Source organism: Fibrobacter sp. UWH6, from assembly GCF_900142465.1.
Taxonomy (GTDB): domain Bacteria; phylum Fibrobacterota; class Fibrobacteria; order Fibrobacterales; family Fibrobacteraceae; genus Fibrobacter.
The window spans coordinates 12291-35074 of record NZ_FRAX01000027.1 but is presented as its reverse complement, the minus strand read 5'-3'; the positions used below and the strand labels follow the sequence as shown (position 1 = coordinate 35074).

At 50.2% G+C, this 22784-nt stretch carries 23 protein-coding genes, 3 tRNA genes and 1 pseudogene; 7 read left to right on the top strand and 20 right to left on the bottom strand.

Annotated elements, in window-relative coordinates; translation table 11 throughout:
* The 6 genes from BUB73_RS15665 to BUB73_RS15640 all read right to left on the bottom strand — a co-directional run.
* On the bottom strand, positions 1-95 hold a 95-nt coding region (locus BUB73_RS15665; RefSeq protein WP_139258098.1), incomplete at its 3' end, for a GTP-binding protein.
* A gap of 22 nt (positions 96-117) precedes the next feature.
* Positions 118-189: transfer RNA gene (locus tag BUB73_RS15660), tRNA-Thr, on the bottom strand.
* 51 nt (positions 190-240) lie between these two features.
* Positions 241-323, bottom strand: a tRNA-Tyr gene (locus tag BUB73_RS15655).
* Positions 324-331: 8 nt separating this feature from the next.
* A tRNA-Thr gene (locus BUB73_RS15650) sits at positions 332-404 on the bottom strand.
* 298 nt (positions 405-702) lie between these two features.
* Entirely contained in the window at positions 703-1377 is a 675-nt protein-coding gene (locus tag BUB73_RS15645; RefSeq protein WP_073287265.1) for a hypothetical protein, read from the bottom strand.
* 9 nt (positions 1378-1386) lie between these two features.
* Entirely contained in the window at positions 1387-2235 is an 849-nt protein-coding gene (locus BUB73_RS15640) for a TIGR02147 family protein (RefSeq protein ID WP_073287262.1), read from the bottom strand.
* A 1042-nt stretch (positions 2236-3277) separates the two neighbouring features.
* Between BUB73_RS15640 and BUB73_RS15635 the strand changes: the two genes are divergently transcribed.
* Positions 3278-3673, top strand: a complete 396-nt coding sequence (locus BUB73_RS15635) for an acyl-CoA thioesterase (RefSeq protein WP_073161207.1) — start codon at positions 3278-3280, stop codon at positions 3671-3673.
* Positions 3674-3706: 33 nt separating this feature from the next.
* Positions 3707-5041 carry a replication-associated recombination protein A gene (locus BUB73_RS15630; RefSeq protein WP_073161208.1) on the top strand — a complete coding sequence of 445 codons (1335 nt, stop codon included), beginning with the start codon at positions 3707-3709 and terminating at the stop codon, positions 5039-5041.
* Positions 5042-5124: 83 nt separating this feature from the next.
* Here the strand turns inward: BUB73_RS15630 and BUB73_RS15625 are convergent, their stop codons facing one another.
* From BUB73_RS15625 to BUB73_RS15595, 8 genes and pseudogenes are all read right to left on the bottom strand, one after another.
* On the bottom strand, positions 5125-6198 hold the full coding sequence (locus tag BUB73_RS15625) for a M48 family metallopeptidase (RefSeq protein ID WP_073161209.1): 1074 nt from the start codon (positions 6196-6198) through the stop codon (positions 5125-5127).
* 79 nt (positions 6199-6277) lie between these two features.
* Positions 6278-6838: a LemA family protein gene (locus BUB73_RS15620; protein WP_073237788.1), complete on the bottom strand. Its 561-nt coding sequence runs from the start codon at positions 6836-6838 to the stop codon at positions 6278-6280.
* Positions 6839-6932: 94 nt separating this feature from the next.
* Positions 6933-7238 carry a hypothetical protein gene (locus BUB73_RS17790; RefSeq protein WP_254795038.1) on the bottom strand — a complete coding sequence of 102 codons (306 nt, stop codon included), beginning with the start codon at positions 7236-7238 and terminating at the stop codon, positions 6933-6935.
* Positions 7239-7397: pseudogene (locus tag BUB73_RS18070) on the bottom strand (nuclease-related domain-containing protein); the annotation flags it as partial. It lies immediately after the preceding gene.
* The gene (locus BUB73_RS15610) at positions 7331-7744 is read right to left on the bottom strand and encodes a hypothetical protein (protein ID WP_073161212.1); all 414 of its coding nucleotides are present in this window, start codon (positions 7742-7744) and stop codon (positions 7331-7333) included. The pseudogene BUB73_RS18070 and the gene BUB73_RS15610, both read right to left, overlap by 67 nt.
* Before the next feature lie 6 nt (positions 7745-7750).
* Positions 7751-8554 carry a YggS family pyridoxal phosphate-dependent enzyme gene (locus BUB73_RS15605; protein ID WP_073287256.1) on the bottom strand — a complete coding sequence of 268 codons (804 nt, stop codon included), beginning with the start codon at positions 8552-8554 and terminating at the stop codon, positions 7751-7753.
* Between the two features lie 116 nt (positions 8555-8670).
* On the bottom strand, positions 8671-9381 hold the full coding sequence (locus tag BUB73_RS15600; protein WP_073161214.1) for a fibrobacter succinogenes major paralogous domain-containing protein: 711 nt from the start codon (positions 9379-9381) through the stop codon (positions 8671-8673).
* An 89-nt stretch (positions 9382-9470) separates the two neighbouring features.
* Positions 9471-10004: a hypothetical protein gene (locus tag BUB73_RS15595; RefSeq protein WP_073161215.1), complete on the bottom strand. Its 534-nt coding sequence runs from the start codon at positions 10002-10004 to the stop codon at positions 9471-9473.
* A gap of 197 nt (positions 10005-10201) precedes the next feature.
* Between BUB73_RS15595 and BUB73_RS15590 the strand changes: the two genes are divergently transcribed.
* Positions 10202-10726, top strand: coding sequence for a phospholipase D-like domain-containing protein (locus BUB73_RS15590; RefSeq protein ID WP_073161216.1), 525 nt, complete (start codon positions 10202-10204; stop codon positions 10724-10726).
* Between the two features lie 2 nt (positions 10727-10728).
* On the opposite strand, the gene BUB73_RS15585 is transcribed toward BUB73_RS15590, so the two are convergent.
* From BUB73_RS15585 to BUB73_RS15575, 3 genes are all read right to left on the bottom strand, one after another.
* The gene (locus BUB73_RS15585) at positions 10729-11385 is read right to left on the bottom strand and encodes a fibrobacter succinogenes major paralogous domain-containing protein (protein WP_083539823.1); all 657 of its coding nucleotides are present in this window, start codon (positions 11383-11385) and stop codon (positions 10729-10731) included.
* A 120-nt stretch (positions 11386-11505) separates the two neighbouring features.
* On the bottom strand, positions 11506-12543 hold the full coding sequence (locus BUB73_RS15580; RefSeq protein ID WP_073287253.1) for a hypothetical protein: 1038 nt from the start codon (positions 12541-12543) through the stop codon (positions 11506-11508).
* Positions 12544-13068: 525 nt separating this feature from the next.
* Positions 13069-14388 (bottom strand): aspartate kinase, encoded by a 1320-nt coding sequence (locus BUB73_RS15575; RefSeq protein ID WP_073287250.1) that lies wholly within the window; start codon positions 14386-14388, stop codon positions 13069-13071.
* Positions 14389-14629: 241 nt separating this feature from the next.
* On the opposite strand from BUB73_RS15575, the gene BUB73_RS15570 reads away from it, so the two are divergent.
* Positions 14630-15598 (top strand): sigma 54-interacting transcriptional regulator, encoded by a 969-nt coding sequence (locus BUB73_RS15570; protein WP_249269393.1) that lies wholly within the window; start codon positions 14630-14632, stop codon positions 15596-15598.
* Here the strand turns inward: BUB73_RS15570 and BUB73_RS15565 are convergent.
* The gene (locus BUB73_RS15565) at positions 15587-16513 is read right to left on the bottom strand and encodes a PorV/PorQ family protein (RefSeq protein WP_073287247.1); all 927 of its coding nucleotides are present in this window, start codon (positions 16511-16513) and stop codon (positions 15587-15589) included. The genes BUB73_RS15570 and BUB73_RS15565 overlap by 12 nt on opposite strands.
* Before the next feature lie 115 nt (positions 16514-16628).
* Positions 16629-18167, bottom strand: a complete 1539-nt coding sequence (locus BUB73_RS15560) for a phosphomannomutase (RefSeq protein WP_073161221.1) — start codon at positions 18165-18167, stop codon at positions 16629-16631.
* Between the two features lie 58 nt (positions 18168-18225).
* Here BUB73_RS15560 and BUB73_RS15555 point away from each other — a divergent pair, with 58 nt between their 5' ends.
* Genes BUB73_RS15555 through rsmA form a run of 3 tightly spaced genes read left to right on the top strand, consistent with a single transcriptional unit; the run spans position 18226 to position 21620 of the window.
* Positions 18226-19932: a hypothetical protein gene (locus tag BUB73_RS15555; RefSeq protein WP_139259243.1), complete on the top strand. Its 1707-nt coding sequence runs from the start codon at positions 18226-18228 to the stop codon at positions 19930-19932.
* A 36-nt stretch (positions 19933-19968) separates the two neighbouring features.
* Complete coding sequence (locus BUB73_RS15550; protein ID WP_073287241.1) at positions 19969-20838, top strand: patatin-like phospholipase family protein; 870 nt, start codon at positions 19969-19971, stop codon at positions 20836-20838.
* 2 nt (positions 20839-20840) lie between these two features.
* On the top strand, positions 20841-21620 hold the full coding sequence (rsmA, locus tag BUB73_RS15545) for a 16S rRNA (adenine(1518)-N(6)/adenine(1519)-N(6))-dimethyltransferase RsmA (RefSeq protein WP_073161224.1): 780 nt from the start codon (positions 20841-20843) through the stop codon (positions 21618-21620).
* 13 nt (positions 21621-21633) lie between these two features.
* On the opposite strand, the gene BUB73_RS15540 is transcribed toward rsmA, so the two are convergent.
* Positions 21634-22719 (bottom strand): glycoside hydrolase family 5 protein, encoded by a 1086-nt coding sequence (locus tag BUB73_RS15540; protein WP_073287238.1) that lies wholly within the window; start codon positions 22717-22719, stop codon positions 21634-21636.
* Positions 22720-22784 lie beyond the last annotated feature (65 nt).

The window sequence follows — 22784 nt, the reverse complement described above, 5'->3', positions numbered from 1 at the left end:
ATAGCAGCGGTCAGAGTGGTCTTACCGTGGTCAACGTGGCCGATGGTGCCGATGTTGCAGTGCGGCTTACTTCTGTCAAAATGTTCTTTTGCCATGATTCTATCTCCATTTAGTGAGAGCCCAGATCGGGAGTCGGACCCGAGACCTCTTCCTTACCAAGGAAGTGCTCTACCACTGAGCTACCTGGGCATACAAGCCGCATGGAACAATCCATGCTCCATGCGGCTATCTTTTTCATAGTGGGCCGTCGTGGTTTCGAACCACGGTAGGCGTAAGCCAACGGATTTACAGTCCGTCCCCTTTAACCACTCGGGCAACGACCCATATGTCGAGCCAAAGATAGGAATCGAACCTACGACCGGCTGATTACAAATCAGCTGCTCTACCAGCTGAGCTACTTTGGCATTCTTTCATCCGTACTAGGGATGTTAGAGTGAGCCAAATTTAACAAGAATATTGACACTTGTCAACGAAAAACGCGCATTTTTCTAAAAAAAATTAATTTTTTCATGAAAATTTCAAAAAAAGTAGCGAAAAGATTGTTAATAAACTGTGAATACGCTATTTCCCTGTCAATAAAGGAGTTAGACGACACCTTCACTCCGGCATAAAAAAAAGAAGTGGCCCTATTTTTCAATAGGACCACCCCCTCCTAACCATTTCGATTTTAATTGAGTACCACCGCAAAAGCGAAATCGATCTTTACTGAAGGACCTCCTTCACCCAATTAATCTTGCTAATGTTGAAGGAGCCCTCCGAATCCTTATCGCTTTCAAACACAAAGTAGATCGACTCTGCCACGCTACCATTCATACGGCTATAAACAGAACACCTTTCCCGCATTTCTTCAGACGCGCGAAGCTTGAGAGCGAACTCATCGTCATCACCGAAATCAATAACAATCTTCAACGCCGCCGAGGATGAATACTCTACACAGAGCTTCGTTTGCACTTCATCTTGCGAAGAAAAATTCAGGCCTTCTATACTAAACCCAATCCCAACGCGCGGTTTTTCCCCTGAGGAGTCCGTTTTCAAGCGGAATTTGCCACAGATTCCCTGGCAATGATCGATAACCGGATTTAGCAGCGTTTCTTCCGTGGAACCAAGAGATACGGGCCACGAAATTTCAGCGATACCGCCCTCGCCAGCTTCTTCAAAATAACGCCAGACCCCCGCGGAACCCGACTGCTCCGCGCCAGAAACCGCCACTCGGTATTGTTTTGCAGAAGCGCTCCACGCCAAAAGAGTGTTCGCATTCAAGGAATCAAATCTACCATCAGCTTCCTCCGTTACACCAGCGGATTTATCAGAAGAGCATGCGGTAAACACGTTCATGGCAGCAAAAGCGACCAACGACAACTTGGTTATTTTTTTCATAGGATCCTCCTAACCTTTTTCAGTGAAATCTTCATTATTCTTTTTCAACTTTTGCGACATGGGAAACAGCTGCATATTCAAGCGGTAAACCCGATCCACGTTCTTACCTGAAGAAACGATAGACATGATGCGACGCCTGCACTCCGCAAGTTCAGCAACAATTCGCCCGTAATCTTCTTCCGAAACTCCCATGGTAAGTCCCGTAAACTTGCGTTCGTCCTGAGGGACATTCTCAATGGATTCCAAGGCAAAGGTGCCCATCTGTTTGTGCATGTTCCGAACGGCCAGAGGAACAAAGTCGGCAGAACCCGAAGAAAGGATCTTTTCAGCAAGCCTGTATCTTCCATTTTTGTCTTTTTTCAAAAGTCTAGCATTCGTCAAAAATTCCAACGCGTCCGATACTTCCGTCAAAGAAATCGGCCTGCAGCAGGCATCCGCAATATCCTGCAAACTGGCGCCAGGCATAGCGACAGCCAATTCACGAATGACGGGGTATTTCCAGGAATTGAAATACGTGAATTCATCAATGCCCATGATTCGCGTCTTGTTCGCATCAGCCACGGCCTCCATGTCAGCAAAGGCGGACTGTTTTTCAGAATCATTCTTAGCCTGATCATAGCGGACCATGGCCCTGAAGTAAACCAGTTCAAACCCAGTCAACGACATGGCGTTAGCCACGCGTTCCACCGCAACGGGGCTTAAGTTCTTTTTCCCTTCGCTCACATACTTTAAAAAAACAGGCGAACTGAACCCCGACTGGGCTGCGAAATCACGCCAAGTAAAACCCAGCGCCTTACGTTTTTCATAATACGCCTGGATATATATGCGATAGTTTTTGTATTCTATAATTGAATTCATGGAATACAATATAACATCTTGTATTCCAAAAGTCAATATGTTAGAATACAAAAAATTTTTTTTCGTCTACAAGGACTTTTATTGGCTCAAATGAACCAAAAAAAGGTGATTTTGCATACATTAACGTTCAGTATATTAAAATTGTCAAATTAATAGATAAGGCGAGCTAAACTGTAAATACGAGTTTGTGAAATGAAAGACCAAGACAATGAAGATTTGAATGAAGCATCCAATTCATCAGAATTAGAATCTGTAGAAGAAAAAAATCAACCTCCATGGGACTGACTTTATTTGAAAAGTCATTTGAATTAGCACTAAAAATTCCTGGCCCATTTGTGAACTGAAACCGTATGATCTGGTTAATGAAAAAATTCTGGATACAATTGCTGATGCGGCCATAAAAAATCATACTCTCGCAGTGACTGCATTGTCCGCCGCGTCTGGAGCACCGTCAAATCCTTATTTAGCATTGGGCTTGGCTGCGACAGATATGAGTCAGTATTTTGCACAAGTTTTGATGCTTTCACAAAAGATCGCCTACATTTACGGTTTCCCTGACTTGATGGACGAATCAGAAAATTCGAGTTACCTTACAGGCTTTGGCTAAGGGTAAACTTGCATCTATTGCGTGCCATGCGATTCCCTTTTTAGGAATTCCCATCAGCGGCGGTTTTACCTTTTTGTCTTTTAGGAAAGCGGCAAAACATTTAAAGACCGAATGCAAGGCTCAAATGCGCCTGTTTAAGGAGTCTCAAAATGACCTTTTAGAATCATGCTAGATGGTCAAAAACAATTTTAGCGAACATACTTACTATGCAATCGTCATTTTTAGTCTGTATTCGGCTTTAGCACCGCAGCCTTCTAGTTGCAGCTAAACAGTCAACATTCAGAAATACAACCTGGCTTGACTTCGCTCGGTCAAAAATCGCAGCGGAAATAGCGACTTTAAACAGCGACTACGCAATTTTGGCCTGGCCGTGTGTTCCGGCTTGACAGAGCCCGGCAATGTAGTTACATTTTGTGCAGTAAATTAGAGGTTTTTATGGAAAGCAGCCAGGAACGCACACGGATCGAAGTCCGTTACGCCGAAACCGACCAGATGGGTATCGTACACCATTCCGTTTATGCGGTATGGTTCGAGCAGGCCCGCACCCAGTTCTTTAGGGACCGCGGCGCCGACTATGCCGAAATGGAAAAGCAGGGTTTCGCCTGCCCCGTGCTGGAACTGGGCGTGCAGTACAAGAGTGCCACCCACTACGGTGAATTCGTAGAGATCGAGACCTCTGCGGTCCAGGTGGACAAGCTGCGTTTTAGACTGGACTACAAGCTGTTCGTGAACAATAAGCTGTGTACCACCGGCTTTACGGTCCACTGCCTTCTGAAAGACGGGCGCCCTACTAGGGATATGCCGGAATCCTTCGTCAAACTTTTTGAATAAACATCCTGGATTATTCCGCAGGAAACATTTTAGATGGACCAGCCCTTAGCCGAACGTTTACGCCCGCAGAACCTGGATGAATTCCTGGGCCAGAACAAGATTCTTGGCGAGCAGAGTTTGCTGCGCAAGAGTCTCGAAAATGACAAGGTTCCCAGCATGATTTTCTGGGGGCCGCCGGGTTGCGGCAAGACTAGCCTCGCCCACGTGATCCAGCAACAGACCCGCAAGCGCTTTATCGCCCTTTCCGCAGTTTCTAGCGGCGTGAAGGAAGTAAAGGATGTGCTGACAGAAGCCAAGAAGTTGAAGGCCATGTTCAGCGACACGATCCTGTTCATCGACGAAATTCACCGCTTTAACAAGGGCCAGCAGGACGCATTGCTGGGCGCCGTGGAAGACGGCACCGTGACGCTCATAGGCGCCACCACGGAAAATCCGGGATTTGAAGTGAACGGAGCCTTGCTTAGCCGCTGCCAGCTGATTCTTTTTGCGCCCCTGAGCAAGGAAGACTTGCGCACCCTGATTTTTAGCGCCCTTCGCGACCATCCTCGAGGACTCCAGCTGAAAAATGTGGAAGTGGACGAGGCGGTGGTCGACAAGTTGATCGCCCAGTCCGAAGGGGACGCCCGATTCCTGCTGAATCAGCTGGAATGGATTGGCGGAAACCTGGGCGACCGCAAGGTGATCGACGAAAAGTTGCTGGAGGAATTCCAGTACAAGAAGCCCTTGCGTTACGACAAGAGCGGCGAGGAACATTACAACCTGATTTCTGCACTGCACAAGTCCATTCGCGGAAGCGACCCGGATGCGGCCATCTACTGGCTGCACCGAATGCTGCAGGGTGGCGAGGATCCGCGGTACCTGTTGCGCAGAATGATCCGCATGAGCATGGAAGACGTGGGCCTTGCAGATCCTAACGCCTTGCTGTTGGCAACCAGTGCGCGGGAAGCGTTTGACTTTCTGGGAAATCCCGAAGGCCTTATCGCATTGGACGAACTGGCAGTCTACCTGGCGCTGGCACCCAAGAGCAACAGTCTCGAAGTGGCGGGCTTTGCGGCGGATGACGTAATTCGCCAGACGGGAACGTTACCTGTTCCGCGGGCATTCCGAAATTCCGTGACCCGCGTGGGAAAACAGCTGGGATATGGCAACGGTTATGAATACGACCACGACTCCCCCGGCGGCTACTCGGCCCAGGAACATCTGCCAAAGCAGCTGGAAGGTCTGGAACTTTACAAGCCCAAGCAGATCGGAAAGGAAAAACTTTTTGCGGAACGCCTGGAACAGCTGAAGGCCATCAAGAAGCAGAAGAACGGAAAGCCCGACGAACCTGCCAGCGGCGAAAAAGACGTTCCTGCCGGCGAAAAATAACGAACCCTTTATATTCAAAATGCCGCGGTTTTAACCGTGGCATTTTTTATAGTTAGCGGGACCTGCCCTATGTCCACCCATAATCAGAACTGTTCCAGGATCTGGATTCGTTCGGGGGTGTCGGGATGGGTCCAGAAAATGGAATCCACCTTCTTGGCGATGCTTCGGAAAACGCCGTTGTCTTCCTCTTCTTCGGGATGGATGATGTAGAGCTGGGCCACGTCGTTTCGCTGGACGTTCACAAGGCCCGGGGTCTCGGAGATTTTGCGGAGGGCGCTTGCCAAGGCCAGTGGGTCGCCGCAGAGTTCCGCCGCACCGGCGTCGGCCACGTATTCGCGCTTGCGGGAAATGGCCAGGCGGTTGATGAAGCTGAAGAAATAGGCGATCGAGGTAATGACCACGCCTACCAGCGCAAAGAAGATGATGATTATGGCTCCGCCATCGCCCTTCCTTCGGCCACGGGAACGCCTGGAGCCGCGGACCATGCCCTTGAGGATTTCGATAAAGACGGTCTGCATCAGCGAAACCATGCCCACAAAGACAATGCACACCACCATCAGTCGGGTGTCACGGTTTTTGATGTGGGTCAGTTCGTGGGCCACTACGGCGGATAATTCCTCGTCGTTCAGCTTTTCAACGATGCCGGTGGTCAGGGTGATGGTGAATGTCTTTACGTCGATGCCGCTGGCGAACGCGTTCAGGCCGGGGTCTTCCACAATGTTGATTTGCGGCATTTCGATACCGCCCGCAATGCAGAGGTTTTCGACAATGTTGTAGACGCGGACGTTTTCCTTGCGTTCCAGGGGGCGGGCGCGGGTAATGCGGCGGATGATGGAAACGTTACTGCTGTAGGCCAGGGCAAACCAGGTGGTGACAACGATCGCCACCGCAGGCAGAGCCTTTAAGAAGCAGAACCACACCACAGGCCAGCGGGTGCCATAGGACATGGGATTTTCGCGGCAGACATCGCCAATGGTGGTTATGGGCGATCCGCTGATGAGGGCGTCAGGCGTAAAACTGCAGAACACCCCGAAATAGTCCATCACAAAGACAAAGGCCCAGAACATGGCAAAAATGATAATAGGGTACATAAACAACAGGATGACGGTGTTCCTGTTGTTCCGCCAGATCTGGGTTTGCATTCCAACGTATTTCATAGAGCCATGAGTAGCGAGCTGTGAGCTGTGAGCAATGAGTAGTAAAACTTTCTCGTAGCTCAAAACTCAAAGCGTGTCGCTAGAATTTGACTTCGGGAGCCTTGTTCAGGGTATCGCGACTTTCGGTAGCTTCGTACATGGCGGCGCGGCGGAAGCCGAACATGCCAGCGAAAATATTGTTGGGGAAAACTTCGCAGGCGTTGTTGAATTCCTTGGTAGCGGAATTGAAGAAGCGACGGGCTGCGGCCAGCTTGTTCTCGATGTCGGAAAGTTCGTTCTGGAGCTGCAGGAAGTTAGTGTTGGCCTTCAGTTCCGGGTAAGCTTCCAATGTGACCTTGAGGCCGGCGAGGGCACCGGACATGGCCTTGTCGGCGGCAACCTTTTCGTCGACGGTGGAGGCGCTCATGGCGGAATTACGGGCGGCGATGACCTTTTCCAGAGTTTCCTTTTCGTGGGAGGCATAACCCTTGACGGAAGATACCAGCTGGGGCACCAGATCGTAACGCTGCTTCAGCTGGACGTCGATATTTGCAAATGCGTTTTCGCGGTTGTTGCGAAGTTTGACCAGGCCGTTGTAAATGCCAGCCACGATGATGACCAGAACAACGATAACGCCAACGGCGGCGAGTGCGATTGCCATAAAATTCTCCTTGATAGCTTTTTTACAAATGTATATAAAAAAGTTTGAATATGAAAAAAAGCGGGAATAAAATCCGCTAACTTTTTATAGTTCATTAATTGTGATGATGCAGCCTTTGAATAGACTCTGCATGCGATTTTTTTACAGATTCATCAACATTTACACAAGATTGCAGCTCTTTCCACCAAGTTTCAAGTTGCTTTGAATGATAAATAGAAGGCCGTTTCATCATAGACTCCTTAAGAACACCTTTCAACTCACTCAAATGCAGCAAACGCCAGCAATCATCACCCCGTCCAAAAGTTCCACTTACAGGGGCAAGACGTAATGTACAGCGACCACTAAAGACAATAAAAGAATAAATCGGTGTTTTCTCAAGCCTTACATGCAATTTATGCAAAAGAGCCCGCATATGTCCCATATTCTGCAACACAGGATTATAGAAGGAATGGGAAGCACGACTATTGACAATCTGACTCCACTGCTTCTGTTCTATGCTACCAGAAATGGCTCCAGAAATATTTTTCGTTTCAAAAACATAGATTCCAGTCTCATGCAGAAGAACAGTATCAATTTCAGTGAATCCCGAATGAGTCGAAACATAAACATTTTTCCATGTTTGTCATCTGCAAGACTGGCATCAATTTTTTCTGCATTCTTTGGATCGATAAAAGCCTCTTTCTCATTTCGATATTTGACATTTTGGGATTTCCAAAACGCCTTCTCATCAAAAGGTTTTGTCTGCGAAAAATCTTTATGTGGTGGATTGTATCGTATTTTCGTTTTTTGGAATTTTTGTCGTTGAACGAAATCACGTCGTTTAACCCGCTCTCGTTTTTCTTGTTTTGGAGAGACAAGCAACAACAGGACGCCAAAAACAACTATCGCAATTAACACAAAATACATTTCTAATTACACAGGATCGTTAACGGGCTTGCTGTAGTCGCGTTCGCCGAAGAGGGCTGTGCCTACGCGGATCATGGTGGAGCCTTCTTCAATGGCGACTTCCAGGTCGCCGGTCATGCCCATAGACAGCTGATCGAATGCAGCGAATACGCCGCCGCGAGCCAGGTACTTCTGCTGGAGATTGCGGAGGAAAGCAAAGCACTCGCGGGAATCTTCGGCTACACCCGTGTTCTTGCCGATGGTCATGAGACCGCGGAATCTCAGGTGAGGGAATTTTTCGCTCTTGCCGTCAGGGCCACAGGCGCCCGCGACTTTTTCAAGTTCGGCCAGGAAAGCATCCGCATTGGCAACGTCCAGACCGCTCTTGGTTTCTTCTTCGCCGGCATTCACCTGGAAGAGAATTTCCAGAGTTTTGCCTTCGGGGTGAGCGGCATCGGCGAGACCAGCACAAACCTTCTCCAACTTTTCAACGGCTTCCATGTTTGCGATGGAGTGAATGCAGTCGGCAACGATGGCGGCTTTCTTCAACTTGTTGCTCTGAACAGGACCGATGACGTGGCACTGCACGGTCGAACCATCGAGAGCGATGCGGCGTTCGCTGAACTTGGTTTCGGCTTCCTGCACGCGGTTTTCGCCAAAGACCTTTGCGCCCAGGGCAATTGCGTTTTCTACAGCTTCGGCCGGATGGAACTTGCTCACCCAAACCAGAAGCACGGATTCACGGGAACGTCCAGCCTTTTCGCAAGCGGCAGAAATTCTCGTTTCTAATTTGGCCAGCTGGCCACGCATTTCTTCAAGAGTGAATTCCATTTTCCAAATTCCTGTTAAACAGTTTGCGGGACCTTTATGACATCAAGCCCCTTTTTATCAAAAATAAAAAAACGACAACGAAATGACGTGCCCACCGAAATAATCCGCCAGGAGAATCAGTTATTGACGCAGCGGACGGAGCGGGCCGAATTCTTGTCGAAGGATTTCATTTCGGCGGCAGGGCTGCTGAAATCCAAAAAGAGATAATGGGCGAAGGCGGGTTCAACCGCATCCAGGGTGGAGCTCCAGAAATAGGCGTAGCCACCGATGCCGTCAAACTTGCCCACTGCGGGTTGATTGCTATCGGATTGATTATCGGAGGATTCTGCCGCTGCCATGTAGCCTGCGGGAAGAGCGGCGAAACCTACAGCGTCTGTACCATTGCCATTCTTGAACCAGCCGCTGGTGGATTTCAGCAGTTTACCGACAGTTGTAATGTTGGTTGCCTGAGCCATGGCGGCGCCACGAGTATCCGTTGCGGCAACAGCCAGAAACATGGCGTTAAATTCATCGGCGGTGGGCAGGCGCCAACCTGCGGGGCATGCGTTCTGCGCCGCATTCCATGTGTAGAGGCGACCGTACTTTTTGCAGTTGCGATTGTCGCCCTCGGGGCAGAAACTTTCTGCTGCAATAGTTTTGTCGAAGGCATCGCCAGCCGCGTCGCCAGCGAAGTTCAAGTTCTCAGCCATCCAGAGTTGAGAACCGATTTGCACCACGCCGTAGCTCTGCCCGTCACGATCATCGGTAATGGACTGGCCGCAAGAAGTAATGGCGCAAAAAAGCACTCCGTAAAAACAGCACGCCACAAGGGCCCCAAGAAATTTCATCCGTTTCATTTTTTCCAGTTTGCGTTAATAAATCTGACAACCAAATAAATAGAAAAACCCGCCAACCCTGCGGGTCAAAATCAAGGGTTTTAGAACACCTCCACCCTCTTGCCATTATTTTTCGCCCGGTTGTAAATGGACTGCACAAGGCCACCCTCTTTCATAGACCAGATGGCAAGACTGCTTGAATACCTGTCGGCAAGCTGGGCACAATAGCGGGCCGTGGCATAGGAATGATGTTCGCGATTAAAACAGGAGACCATCAGCAGGCGGCCTTTTCGAATGGCACCCTTGCAAAAGTTGGGCAGTTCCGCAGGGAGCGCACACCCCATAAGCCACACCGCCGACCCGCCAAATTTCAGCACATGGTAAAGAATCTCACATTCCCCCGGAGAATGAAATGTACCGATGATGCAACAGCGCTTGCGCCCCTTGGACATGGCCCACTGTTCCCGAAGTATCCCCATGGCCGGATCCGTAGAACGCGAGGCGAATACCCCGACGCGTTTCCAGGGCAAAGTCAAGAGCGTGGGGTCTCCAATGTAATTGCCGCCGACCATTTCCAATTTTTCAAAGCGCACCGGATGAGGGAGCAAAGCTTCTTTCATTTTCTTGCGATTCATTTTACCACCTTTTCTGTTTCAGCCACTGCAACCATTTTAGCCGCGAACGATTCAGCAATCCGCGAACGTTTTAAAAACAAAAAAGACCGCCCCTGCGGTCCGCCGGCAAAATCCGGTTTCTGGCAGGATAGCGATCTATTAATTATTTTTTGTGTTACGTCAATATAGTAAAAGCTACCTGTTTTGAGAAAGAAAAGATGGCAGAAATTTTCACCAAGTACATCGCCAACGAAGAGCATTACAGCGAAGTCATCGAACGCATCGCAAAAGTTCGTGACACCCTGTGGATCGGTACCGCCGACATCAAGGACTTGTACGTAAAGCAGAACGGCGAGGCCATTCCTTTGCTGGGGCAGATTGCAGGACTCTTGAAGCGCGGAGTTGGAGTGCGTCTTATTCACGCCAAGGAACCGGGCCCAAATTTTCGCGAGGACTTCGACCGATTCCCAATTTTGGCGACGGACCTGGAACGCGTGCTTTGCCCCCGCGTCCATTTCAAGATGGTGATTTTTGATCTGGAAGTGGCCTACATCGGAAGTGCCAACTTGACAGGTGCCGGCATCGGCATGAAAAGCGCATTAAAGCGTAACTTCGAGGCAGGCATTCTCACCAACGACCCGCAAATCGTCGAAGCCGCCATCAACCAATTTGACACCCTATGGATGGGCGCCCACTGCAAGAACTGCGGCAGAAAAGAATATTGCGGGGATAGGATTAAGTAAGGTTAGGGATTTTTGACACAACGAACCGAGTAGCCGAGATCCTTACCGTAGTTGTACACGTAGGCGCGCTCGTCGTAGTAGTACAAATACAGGCTGTACGCATCGTTACTATTGTACTCCGAAGAAGACCAGAAGAGCGCGTAGTCGCCCTCGAAGTAGAAGGAGTCGCGGTCGCTGTAGTAGTAGCCAGCGGGCAACACCCCAAAGCCGAGGCCGTCGGTACCGTTTCCACTCTTGCCGTCATATTCATTCCAATTCCAGCCAGTACTAGACTTCAACACGGTTCCTGCCGTGTCAATATCACCAGCCTTTTGACCGGCCGTTATTTTCAAATCTTCAAGTTCCTGCTTATTAGGCAGGTGCCAGCCCTCGGGGCAAGCGGTAACGGCTTCACTCCAAACATAAAGGCGGCCATACTTGTCGCAGTTTTCGGGTTTGTTGTCGTAACACTTGCTTTCGCCGGTCTGATAGTTCAGGTTTTCCGCCATCCAGACCTTGTCACCGATTTTCACGGTCTTGTAGGTCTTGCCATCGCGAGAGTCAACCATTTTTGCATCGGCATAAGGATTCGTTCCAGAATCTTCGCCGCAGCCACTCAAGGCCATAACCGTTCCAAGAGCCAGCAGAACAGCACCAATCTTTGCAATAAAGTTCTTCATAGGATTTCCTTTCACTTGTACAAGGTAATTATAGAAAATTTATCTAAAATTCCATCGTCGCTTCATAATTTCTACAAAAAAACATGCTGACTACTTTCAACATAGTTTGATCCAAAAACATTACAGCAAATATTTCCTCGCCAGCGCCTCCACGGTGGCGGGGTTCAGCGGGCGTTCCTGATTTTCCATGGTGAAGATGAGGGTTTCGCCGGGGAAGATTCCGTTGGCGATGTAGGTCTCGAATTTTCCCAGAGTTTCTGCGATGTATTCGGAATCGTCCATTCGCCCGAAATGCTCCCAGATGAATTCACGGCGGGTGCGGAGATTGAGGCAGGTGAAATCCGGATGGAACGCTACAGTGCGGCGAGAGCTATCGTGTTTACGCGAGTTGTCTTGCCTGCAGAAGTTTTCGGATGGACTGCCTTGCAGATTGCGAGATCCGTCACCTTGCCTGCAGAAGTTTTCGGGTTGACGGCTCTGCATGCGGATGTCGTCGGGCGGATTGACCTGCGGGTTGCGTAATGCGGCGCCAGCAGGGTCTATTGCCGCAGCGACACCTCGCCCGCAGCTGTTTCTGCGGACTTTCAGCTGGTGCGGAAATTCATAGCGGTAAGGAATTTTCAGGCGGTCGAGGGTATCCGCGATGATGACCTCCGACTTGGAGCGGACCCGCTCCCCGCGGGAGGTTTCCAGCAGGGGCGCGTCAGCAGCCATCCCCTTCCCGCTGTACTTTACCGCAAGCCACTGCTCCGCATATTCCTCGTCGGGGAGATGCACTGGCTGTACAAAATGCTGACGTTCTGGAGCAAGATTGCTGTAAACCGCATTGAGACGCTCCGGCTGATATTCCTTAAGAAACTTGTCCACTATGAAAAGTTCCCGCTGCAGTTCCTTGAGAGCGCATTTATCATAATCCTTCTGCGCCAAAGCTTTGATGGTCGCCACATCTGATTGAGGAATATAATCGCCAACAATATCGGCAGAACTTTTTACATGAAAGTAATGTACTAATTTTTTGCGACGGGCCATACGGAGACGCCCCTCTATTGATTTCCTCAAACGCTTATCAATTGTGGTAATTGCAGCAAGTAGCTCTTCCGCTTTTGCCTGAACAACAGACACCAGCTTATCCGGCGATATCAATTCTTTAAATTGCATCTGCACTCCTTTTTTAGGGCATAAAAAAAAGACCGCCTCTGCGGTCCGCCGGCAAATTCCGGTTTTATGCAGGATGGCGATCTATGAACTATGCCTCAAATATACAAATAATTGGTGGTTCGGCCAATTTTGTTGCCATGCAAAAGGACTTTTTGTCAAAATGGGTTACTAAATGGGTAATATAAAGGCATCTAGTAACCCGATTATTATTTTGTACGCAAACAAAAGTCTCAAAAAAGGAACGTCTTCTTAATTACCCATATCCCAAAGGTTACTAAAACAGGGATTTTCGGTTAGTTAGTAACCTGATTTCTAACTAAAACATAGTTTTGTAATTAATTTATTTGTAAAACAGGTTACTAAAAAGATGTTTTTTACCCGTTTAGTAACCTAATTTCGTGTTTCAGCCCCATCCAGCGACCAAATTTTCCCATCCAGCCCCTCCCCATGCGCCGCAGCGACCACACCTAGGTACAAAAAAGCCCGCAGCGTTGAACTGCGGGCTGTTTTTCACGCTACTAAGAGTTACTTTGTGAATGCGTCGTAGATGGCCTTGATGGCCTTGTTCATGTCGTCTTCATCCACACCGGTGATGATGTTGATCTGGGAAGAACCCTGGTCGATGATTCGGACGTTGACGCTGTTTTCTGCAAGGGCGGTGAAGAGCTTTGCAGCGACACCGATCTTGTTGGTCATGCCATGGCCAACGGTAGCGATAAGGCTGATGCCCTTGAAGATCTTGATGCGGTCCGGATGCATCTGCTGAGTGATGTCTTCCATGACGACATGTTCAACAGCTTCCAGCTTCTTGGTATCCACAACGATGCTCATGGAGTCGATAGCGCTGGGGCACAGTTCGTAGGAAAGGCCTTCGCTTTCCAGAACGGCAAGCACGCGGCGACCGAAACCAACTTCCTTGTTCATCATGGACTTTTCGATGTAGATCATGGAGAAGCCCTTACGGCCTGCAACGCCGGTAATGGGAAGCTTGGTGGATTCCGGAGTGGGGCCGATGATGGTGCCGGCGTCTTCCGGGCGGTTGGTGTTGCGGATATTGATAGGAATCTTCTTGGCGCGGCAAGGAGCGATGGATTCATCGTGAAGGACGCTTGCGCCGGAGTAGGCCAGTTCGCGGATTTCGCGGTAGGACACGTATTCGATGGGCAGCGGATTTTCCACGATGCGGGGGTCAGCCATCAGCATGCCGGAAACGTCGGTCCAGTTTTCGTAGGTTTCGGCGTCGATTGCGTTGGCGAGAATTGCGCCGGTAATGTCGGAACCGCCACGGCTGAAGGTCTTCAGCTCGCCGCGGGTGTTGGAACCGTAGAAGCCCGGAAGCACATAGAGCTTGTTTTCGTCGGAAAGGGCCTTGGCGATGGTTTCGTAGCTGGAGGGAAGAATGCGGTACTTTTCATCGAAAGTGATGATGGGGAAAGTATCCACGAATTCAGCGCCCAGATAGACGGACATGACGCGGGCGCTCAGGTATTCACCGCGGCTCACCAGGTAATCGGTGGTGATGGATTCAACGTCGTCGCGGAGCTGCTTTTCCAGGATGTCCAGGTCTTCGGCAACCTTGGGTTCGATACCCAGGTCTGCACAAATTTCCAGATAGCGGTTACGGATCAAGTTCCAGGGCTGAGAGAAATCCAGGTGCTTGGAAGCCAGATCATAGGTGCTGTAGAGAAGGTCGGTCAGCTTGGTTTCCTTGGGATTGCGCTTGCCCGGGGCAGAAACCACAACCACTTTGCGCTTTGCATCGGAGGAAACGATGTTCTTGATTTTCTTGAACTGACCAGCGTCGGCAACAGAGCTGCCGCCGAACTTACATACGATTCTAGACATTTTTATCCTTTGGACCACCAGACCTCTCGCCTTCGAACAGAACCGCTCAATCACGATTCACACCCCACCCGGGATGCCGCTCAAGACTACCCACCTGGCCAGCCCTATCTGTTTGTCTTTATGTGATGCGCCTCTACAAAATCAGCCGTATTTTCTGCGACTTTTGTAAAAAAATCAGCGCGGGCGTAAAAATAGTAATAAAGAGGGGTGCGTAAAAGGGAAAAACACGTGTATATCAATTATGAAGTACAAAAATTTGATGCTCATCGCCGCAAAATCCAACATGTCCGTACTCCTGCAAGGTGAATCCGGAGCCGGAAAGGAAGTTGCCGCCCGTTACATACACGACAACAGCCACCGAAAATCAGGCCCCTTTGTGGCCCTGAACTGTGGCGCCATCGCCAGGAATCTGGCCGAAAGCATTCTTGAAGGAGCTCGAAAGGGAGCCTTCACCGGAGCCACCGACCAACAGGGCGTCGTCCGCGCCGCCGAAGGGGGAACCCTGTTCCTAGATGAAATTGGGGAGATGCCGCTGGACACACAATGCAAACTGTTAAGAGTCCTGCAAGAAAGATCCGTTCTGCCCCTGGGGCAAACCCAGAGCATACCGGTAAACTTCAGGCTAATCTGCGCCACCAACCGCGACCTGAAAACTGAAGTGGCCGCCGGGCGTTTCCGTGAAGACCTTTATTTTAGGCTGAACGTTTTCCCAGTAAAAATTCCAGCCCTTAGAGAAAGGGATGACATCAGGGAGTTATCGCAAACCTTATGGGCTGACGCCCTAAAAGAAATATACCCCATCGAGAACGCCTATCACACCCATAATTCAAATGCCGAAGATGAACTGCTCTGCTCCCTGAACGAACAGGAACTACGGATTATTTCTCAAAAGCGTTGGCCCGGGAACGTCCGTCAGCTGAAAAACGTACTGCAACGCTACGCCCTGCTGAAACCCCACGGAATAACCTTATACGAAATCATCACCGATGAATACGACAACCAGGGATCCCTGCAAGATTCCGGGAAGAGTTTCACAACTCCAGTTCCCATTGCAAGCACAAGGCCATACGCCACAGCCCCCAATTGGGGCACCATCTTCACGGAACTGCAAAACACCGGATGGAACAAATCCGTTGCCGCCAAGAACCTAGGAATCAGCCGCGGCTGCCTGGCCTATCAAATCAAGAAAAACGGAGGCCTAGAACTTTAGACCCACGGTAATGTAATGCTGGCCGCCTTCAAATGCCGGGCGGGGGCTGTAGCCGTAATCAAACACGATCATCCCGAAATTCAGGCCCAGACCGCAACTGATACCATCTTCGGTATCGGGACGGATGGCATAACCCATACGAAAACCCAGAATGTCGGCGTAATTAATTTCGCCGCCAAAAAGCCAATAAGGGTCCGTATCCGCACGACGGTATGCATCGGCAGAAGCATGGATATTCCAGTTTTCGGTAATGGGCAAAATACCGGTAATGCCAGCCTGCAACGCCATAGGAGCAGCCTCATCTTCGCCGTCATAATCGCCCATGTAGCCAAAGTTGGTCAAGGTCGCTGCAAAAGCCAGATACTTATTCACGCGGTAGGATCCGCCAATATCTCCAAGGAAGGCCACAGCGGATTCATCGTCAATGGTCTGGGTCGCAAAGCGGGCGGACGCAGCCCAGTTGAAAACCTTACCGCGGCTACCGAGACCTGCCTGAATGCTCCAGGCGTAGGCTCCATAGCTAGAGGTTTCGTTGCCAAACTCATCACGCCCTTCGATATCCTCGTAACCCAGAAAATCCACCGTCATGGAGTAGGTCAAGGGCATCGTACCAAAACTAAAAGGCAGACCATAATAAGCCGATACAAAGTTGTCGGCGGAATTATCGTCAAACACCAGCTGGTTCACGCCGAACTCCGCATTTTCTACAGAGCTCATAGCCAGGGGATTGCGGCTCACTTCGGCCGCACGGGAAGCGTCGGCAACACCGGCACCAGACATAGCCGCACTGCGGGCAGACACCTGCATCGAAAGATACTTCATAGAAACACCGCCCAAATCCACATTCCAATGTTCGCCGGCAAAGGCGGTGACAACTGTAGATAGGGTAAGCGTAGCAAGAAGTTTCTTCATCATGAGATTTAAGATACAAAAAAATGAGGAGGGCCGCAGGACAGAACCGCCAAACGATCAAAAGAATAAAGGTCAACTTAAACCTTTATCCTTTTATCTTTACCCTTTAACCTTTATGTTATTTACGCCAGCCTTCCATGACCTTGAGGCAGTCAGCCAGAAGTTCAGCGGAACGTTCCTTGCCTTCGGTTTCCACGTAGCAGCGGAATTCCGGGGCGTTGCCACTGGGACGCAGGTGAACGATGTCACCGGAATCAAATTCCATACGGTAGCCGTCCACTTCGTTAAGGGAGACCATCTTTCCGTGGAAGGGTGCGCCCTTGTTGAACTTGCTGGGCTTGGCGGCGAACTTGCCGAACAACTTTTCACCCAGCTTCTGTTCGCGGATTTCTGCAAGCTTGGCCTTGGAAATTTCGGTGGGGAATTCCTTGAGGCGGTCGCTGACAGTAAAGCGCTTGGGAAGCTTGCGGAGAAGATCTACCACGCACATCTTCTGTTCGCGAACCATGACCATGACAGCAATCATGGGGAGCAATGCATCGCGAGTGGGCAGAGCCTTCAGAGTGCGGGTAACGCCATCATAAGCGGTGCGCTTCAGATCGGTCTGCAGCAGGAAACCGCCGTTGGCTTCGTAACCGGCGACGGACACGCCGGCGGCAGCACTTGCTGCGGCGTCACCTTCCATAAGGCTTTCCATGCCGGCAATGACATAGGGGGAACCGATGCGGGTACGGCAAATCTTTTCGAAGCTTTCGGACTTTTCGAGGGAGGTGTTGCAGCTGACGGGAGTAGCGATGCGCTTGATGCCCAGAGCCTGGGATGCCAAAATACCCAGTACGTCACCGCGGAGCCACATGCCCACATCATCAGCCAGAAGCGGGCGGTCGCTATCACCATCGGTACTGAACACGGCGTCCACATAATCCTTGTGGGTAAATTCGCGGGCCAGTTCTTCATCTTCGGGGCGGATCGCTTCGGTATCCACCGGAACAAAAACGTCACTGCGGCCGAAGGGCTTTACGCAGGCGCCCAGGCTTTCGAGAACGCGGACCACAATGTCGCGGCCAACAGCGGAATGCTGATAGACGCCGATGGTCAAGCCCTGCAAAGCCTTTTCACCAAAGAATTCGGGATAACGCTTGCAGTAATTTTCTTCGGCTTCGGTTTCAACAGCGGGAAGTTCCGGAGCATTCTTCAACATGCCGGCAGCATCGAACAAAGCTTCGTCAAAATCAACAGACTGAGAAACAATGCCCTGTTCGTCGGCCTTTGTAATTTCGCCGTTGGGGTGGTTAAACTTGATACCGTTACGGTCGGCAGGAATGTGGGATCCTGTCACCATGATGGTGGGCAAGCTCTTATCAAGACCATAAAGTGCAATGGCAGGAGAAGGAATGCGACCGCAATAAGTCACCTTCCAGCCAGCATCCTGGCCGGCCTTCACCAGAGCCTGCAAAATGCGACCAGTACTTGGGCGAAGGTCTCCAGCAATAGCGATATTCTTTTCGCACTTGTAGCTAGCTTCGCAGTACTTGATAAAGGAGCGTGCATAAACATAGCACACACGGTCGGTCATTGCAGAAACCAGGCCGCGAGCACCACTGGTACCAAAGGCCACACCGGACTGTTTCATTACATCTTGCATTGCAACAGACATAAAAACCTCAATGGAAATTATACTTCCTAAAAATACCTTTTAACCAAAAATAGAAAAAATGATTAAGTTTATCTTCATGAACATCAGTAAGAAAATTTTTCTAACCGCAATCAGCTTGTCATCAGCAACAATCTGGGCTCAAAATGCACCCGTTTTAACGCAGCAACCCCCTCAGGATAATTCAGCAGAAACCATCTTGCAATCGATGGACGGAGAATCTATCCAGCCCGCGGCACCGCAGGACTCCGAAATTCCTGCCCCCATCGTCTCCAGCGATACGTCAAATACATTTGCACCCATTGAAAGTTCCGAAATGGAGAATAATGCCGTTGCGGAACCTGCCCCTGAATATGTGGATCCCAACGCCCCCGTTCCTGTTAGCGAAAGTGCGGAACTTCTCCAGCCTATGCCCAAACCCGAGCCTATGCCCATGGAAGAGCCCAGCTATGTGGAGCCGGCAGGCATTTCCTTTATACCTACCGATTCGGCAGCAACCCAGACAGCACTTCAGCCCGTCGAAGAAATCCCTGCAGCCGAAAATCCAGAGTTAGACCAAACTGCAGAAAGTATCTGGGATACGACACCTGCCATGCCCCTGACACAACAGGAAGCAGAAAGTATCGCCGAGCAACCAGTCCAGGCAACTGCCGAAAAACACGTTCTGGATATTTTCCACGGCAGGGCCTACAACGCCGTCGGCAATGAAGCCGCAGCCGCCAACGTCGCCGGTGAAATTTCGATGCCCCACAAAATGCACAACCGCAAGTTCGTCTACATCGAACCTGTAGACGGATACGGTGTTGTAAGTTTCGGAGAAGGCAGCACATTCTTCCTGGCCTTTGACAACAACAAGACCAATGCCGCCAACTACAGCGAACTGGGCCTTGTTACCTTGGGCTACGCCGGGCAAAACTTCGGTTTCAGCCTAGAGGCCGCAACAGGGAAATCCTGGAGCTACATCGATAACGACATCGATTCCTCCAGCACGACATACAAGATTACCAATCCCGGCACTCAGTTCGGTGGAACAGCATCTGCAAATCTGGCCAACATCGACCTTGCATTAGGAGTGACCTACGCCAACCCCAACGGTTCCTATTTCATCAGCGAATTTGGCGAAGAACACGAAAAGGACGAATGGGCCCTGGGAGGAAAGCTAACCGTAGCTCATACCACAAGCAATGCCTTGTCCTGGTCCGTTAACCTGAACTTCCTTAGGTACAAAGCCAGCACTAGCAGCAAAACCGAATCCATATTCACAGAAAACGGCGAAACCTATAAGGCGACCTACAAGTCGACCGTTACCGACACCACGACCCGTGTAGAAGTCATTCCCGAATTTAATGTGGGCGCCCCCATTCTGCAGAACCAGAAAGCCCGCGTATTCCTTGGTCTGAACACAGCCGTTCCCCTGATTGCGTACGACCGAATCGATGGCGTTGTCAGCAGACATAACGAATATGGTTTGACCTTGACACCCAACGTCCTGGCAGAAGTGGCCCTGGGCCAGTACGTCATGGCATTCGGCAGCGTCAGCTATTGCTGGGACGTAGCAGACTATCGTGATTCCTACATCAACAACGTTTCTGTAAAGGCACTGGAAATGGAATCCGGAGAAACCACAGCCATTCTCGGCATGCGTCTCCAGTATGAATTTGCCGCCCTCGAAATGGCATTTACCAAACAGTTCCTGCAGAACCCCTTCGGCAGCTTCTCGGATCATGATGAAATTGCCATGTCCATTGGCGCATTCGTGAACTTCTAATCTTTTATGGAACCGATCCAGGATTCAGAAAAAGGAATGTTTAAAGTATTCTTGAAAGACACCGCCTTGGTACTGGAAGGTGGCGGTATGCGTGGAGCTTACTCCGCCGGCGTTCTTGACGCGTTGCTAGATGAAGGTTTAAAGTTTGGCGGCTACGCCGGAACCTCGGCAGGGGCAACCCACCTTTGCAATTACCTTTCGGAACAGCGGGATAGAAACTTCCGACTGGATACAGTCCATTCCAAGGACAAGCGCTACATGAGCTTCGGAAACTGGATTCGTACCGGCAACTACTTTGACCTGGAATTCTGCTACCATACAGTACCCGAAGTCATCGATCCTTTCGACTTTGACACCTTCAAGAAGAATGCCGCCGAATCAAAATTCTATGTGGCCGCAAGCAACGTGGAAACTGGTGGCGCCGAATACTTCCAGGTTCACGACTTGCGCCAGGATATGGATGCCATCCGTTCTTCCTCTTCGCTGCCGCTCATGAGCAGCCTGGTTCATTACCAGGGCAAGAAAATGTTTGACGGAAATATCGCCGACAGCATCCCCTTTGAATTCATGGACCGCACCGGCTATAAAAAGCAGGTTGTCATCACCACACGACACAAGGGTTACCAAAAAGAGGCGAACAGTTTTCTTCCCGTATACAAGATCGTCTACCGCAAGTATCCTAACTTCGTAAAGGCCGTTGGCGATCGACATATCCGTTACAACAAGAGCCTCGAAACTCTGGCCCAATGGGAAGCCAATGGAAAGGCTTTCGTTTTCCGCCCCGAAACAGACTTGAAAATCAGCCGCGTCGAAAAGGACACTTCAAAACTTGTAGCCCTTTATGAATTGGGTCTGAAAGACGGCCGCGAAAGAATGGCCGACCTGAAGGAATTTCTATCTTTATAGACATGGATAGAGCTCGTCGTCGTAAATTTGGCCAGAACTTTCTGGATGTTCCCACCGCCATCGCCATCGCAGGTGACCTGCCTGCCGAAAAGGGCGAAGCCGTTCTCGAGATCGGCCCCGGCCATGGCGCCCTGACAGAACACCTGCTGAACCGCGGCGTGGAACTGACAGCCGTCGAAATCGACGAACAGTGCGTGGCCGTGTTGAACGAAAAGTTCGGCGACCGCGAAAACTTCCATATCACCAACATCGACTTCTTGAAATTCGACTTGCAGGCCTTTCTGGATGCACACGAAAAGCCCTGGGTCACCGGCAACCTGCCCTACAATGTTTCTACGGCAATTATCGCAGGGCTCATGCCCCGACTGCATCTGACCAAGGGCTTTATGGGAATGGTGCAGCTGGAAGTTGCCGAACGCATTTGCGCTTCGCCCTGCAGCAGCAATTACGGCAGCCTTTCTGTTCTGGTATCCGCTTTCGCCAACACCCAGATTTTACGCAAGATCGGTCCCGAGCATTTTACACCGAAGCCCAACGTAGACAGCGCCACCATGCTGCTCACCCCCCGCGCAGACGCATTGCAGGCTCCCGAGGGATTCTTCGATTTCGTTCGTGCCGCCTTTACCCAGAAGCGTAAGACCTTGGCCAATTCCTTCGGTCGCGCCTACGACAAGAAGAAAATCCAGGAAGCCATCGAACTCCTGGATTATCCTACCACTGTCCGTGCCGAGGAACTTTCCCCCGAGCAGTTCATGGAATTTTATAAAGTGATTGTCGGATAGCTTTTCCTAAAGCTTACTTTGCCTTGCAGGCCTTGTAAGAATCGGGATTTGCAGATAGATATCCCTTCACCAATTCACCGGATACCGTATACACAAGAGAGTCTACTCGGCTCTCCTGCGCAAATGCTGCAGTACCTTCGTTAATCATGGAAGCGGACCAGTTGGCGGATGAAAGCTTGCGTTCATCCATCCATTCCTGCCATTGATCATTGCGGTCTGCATCAGGCACGCCCTTTCCACTTGCATTTGCAGTACCCCATTCGCTAACAAACAGGGACAATCCCGCATTCATCGCTTCTTCGGCATTCCGTCCTTCGAGCTTGATGCTGTGGCTATTAGCGTAGTAATGGAATGTGTAGGCAATATTATGAAGTGAATCGGCGATCTCTTTTCCTATAGCCCAATTGGGCGACTGGTCCCACATGGGGTTACCCACAAGAATCAAATTGTCAGAATGCTTTCGAATGGTCGCGACGACGGTATCGCCATAAGCCTTCACCTGCTCCCAGACAATTCTGGTAGGCTCATTAAAAATTTCAAAAATCACATTGTTATACTGGCCGTATTTTTGAGCCATTTCGTCGAAGAAGGCGATAGCATCACTCAACTGCTTATGCGCACTATGGGAATGCCAGTCGATAATTACATAGATGTCATTCTTTATGGCCGCCTTAACAGCCTGATCGATCAATTCGCGCTGAGCATCCGGATCCAGCAAAAATCCCAATGTCCCGCCCCAATTTTCTTCGGTACCAATGGCGGCACGAATCACTTCGATTTTCATGTCGTTCACCATGGTCGTAATGCCGGTATCGGAATAAAACTTTGTAGCGGGTTTCAAAAGGCTCCAGTAAAGGCTCATGCCTCGTACCTGAACTTCGTTACCATCAGATACGCCCTTGCAACTGCCGTATATTCGGCCCTTGCCCTCGGAATTCACTCCGGCAACCAGCCTTCCATACTGACTGACAGGGCCGATTCTTTCGCCAATAGGTTCATCCAGCTTTTCATAGGAGACTTCAGTAACGTTCTCTCCGTTACAGCCCCATAAAGTCAGAATTCCAGCTAAAAACAGCCCTGATAAGCGCAGTAGTGACATTAATTTACTCCGTCGTTTTTTCCAAAGTTAAACTTCTCCTCTCGATTATGCACCAAAATTCTTGA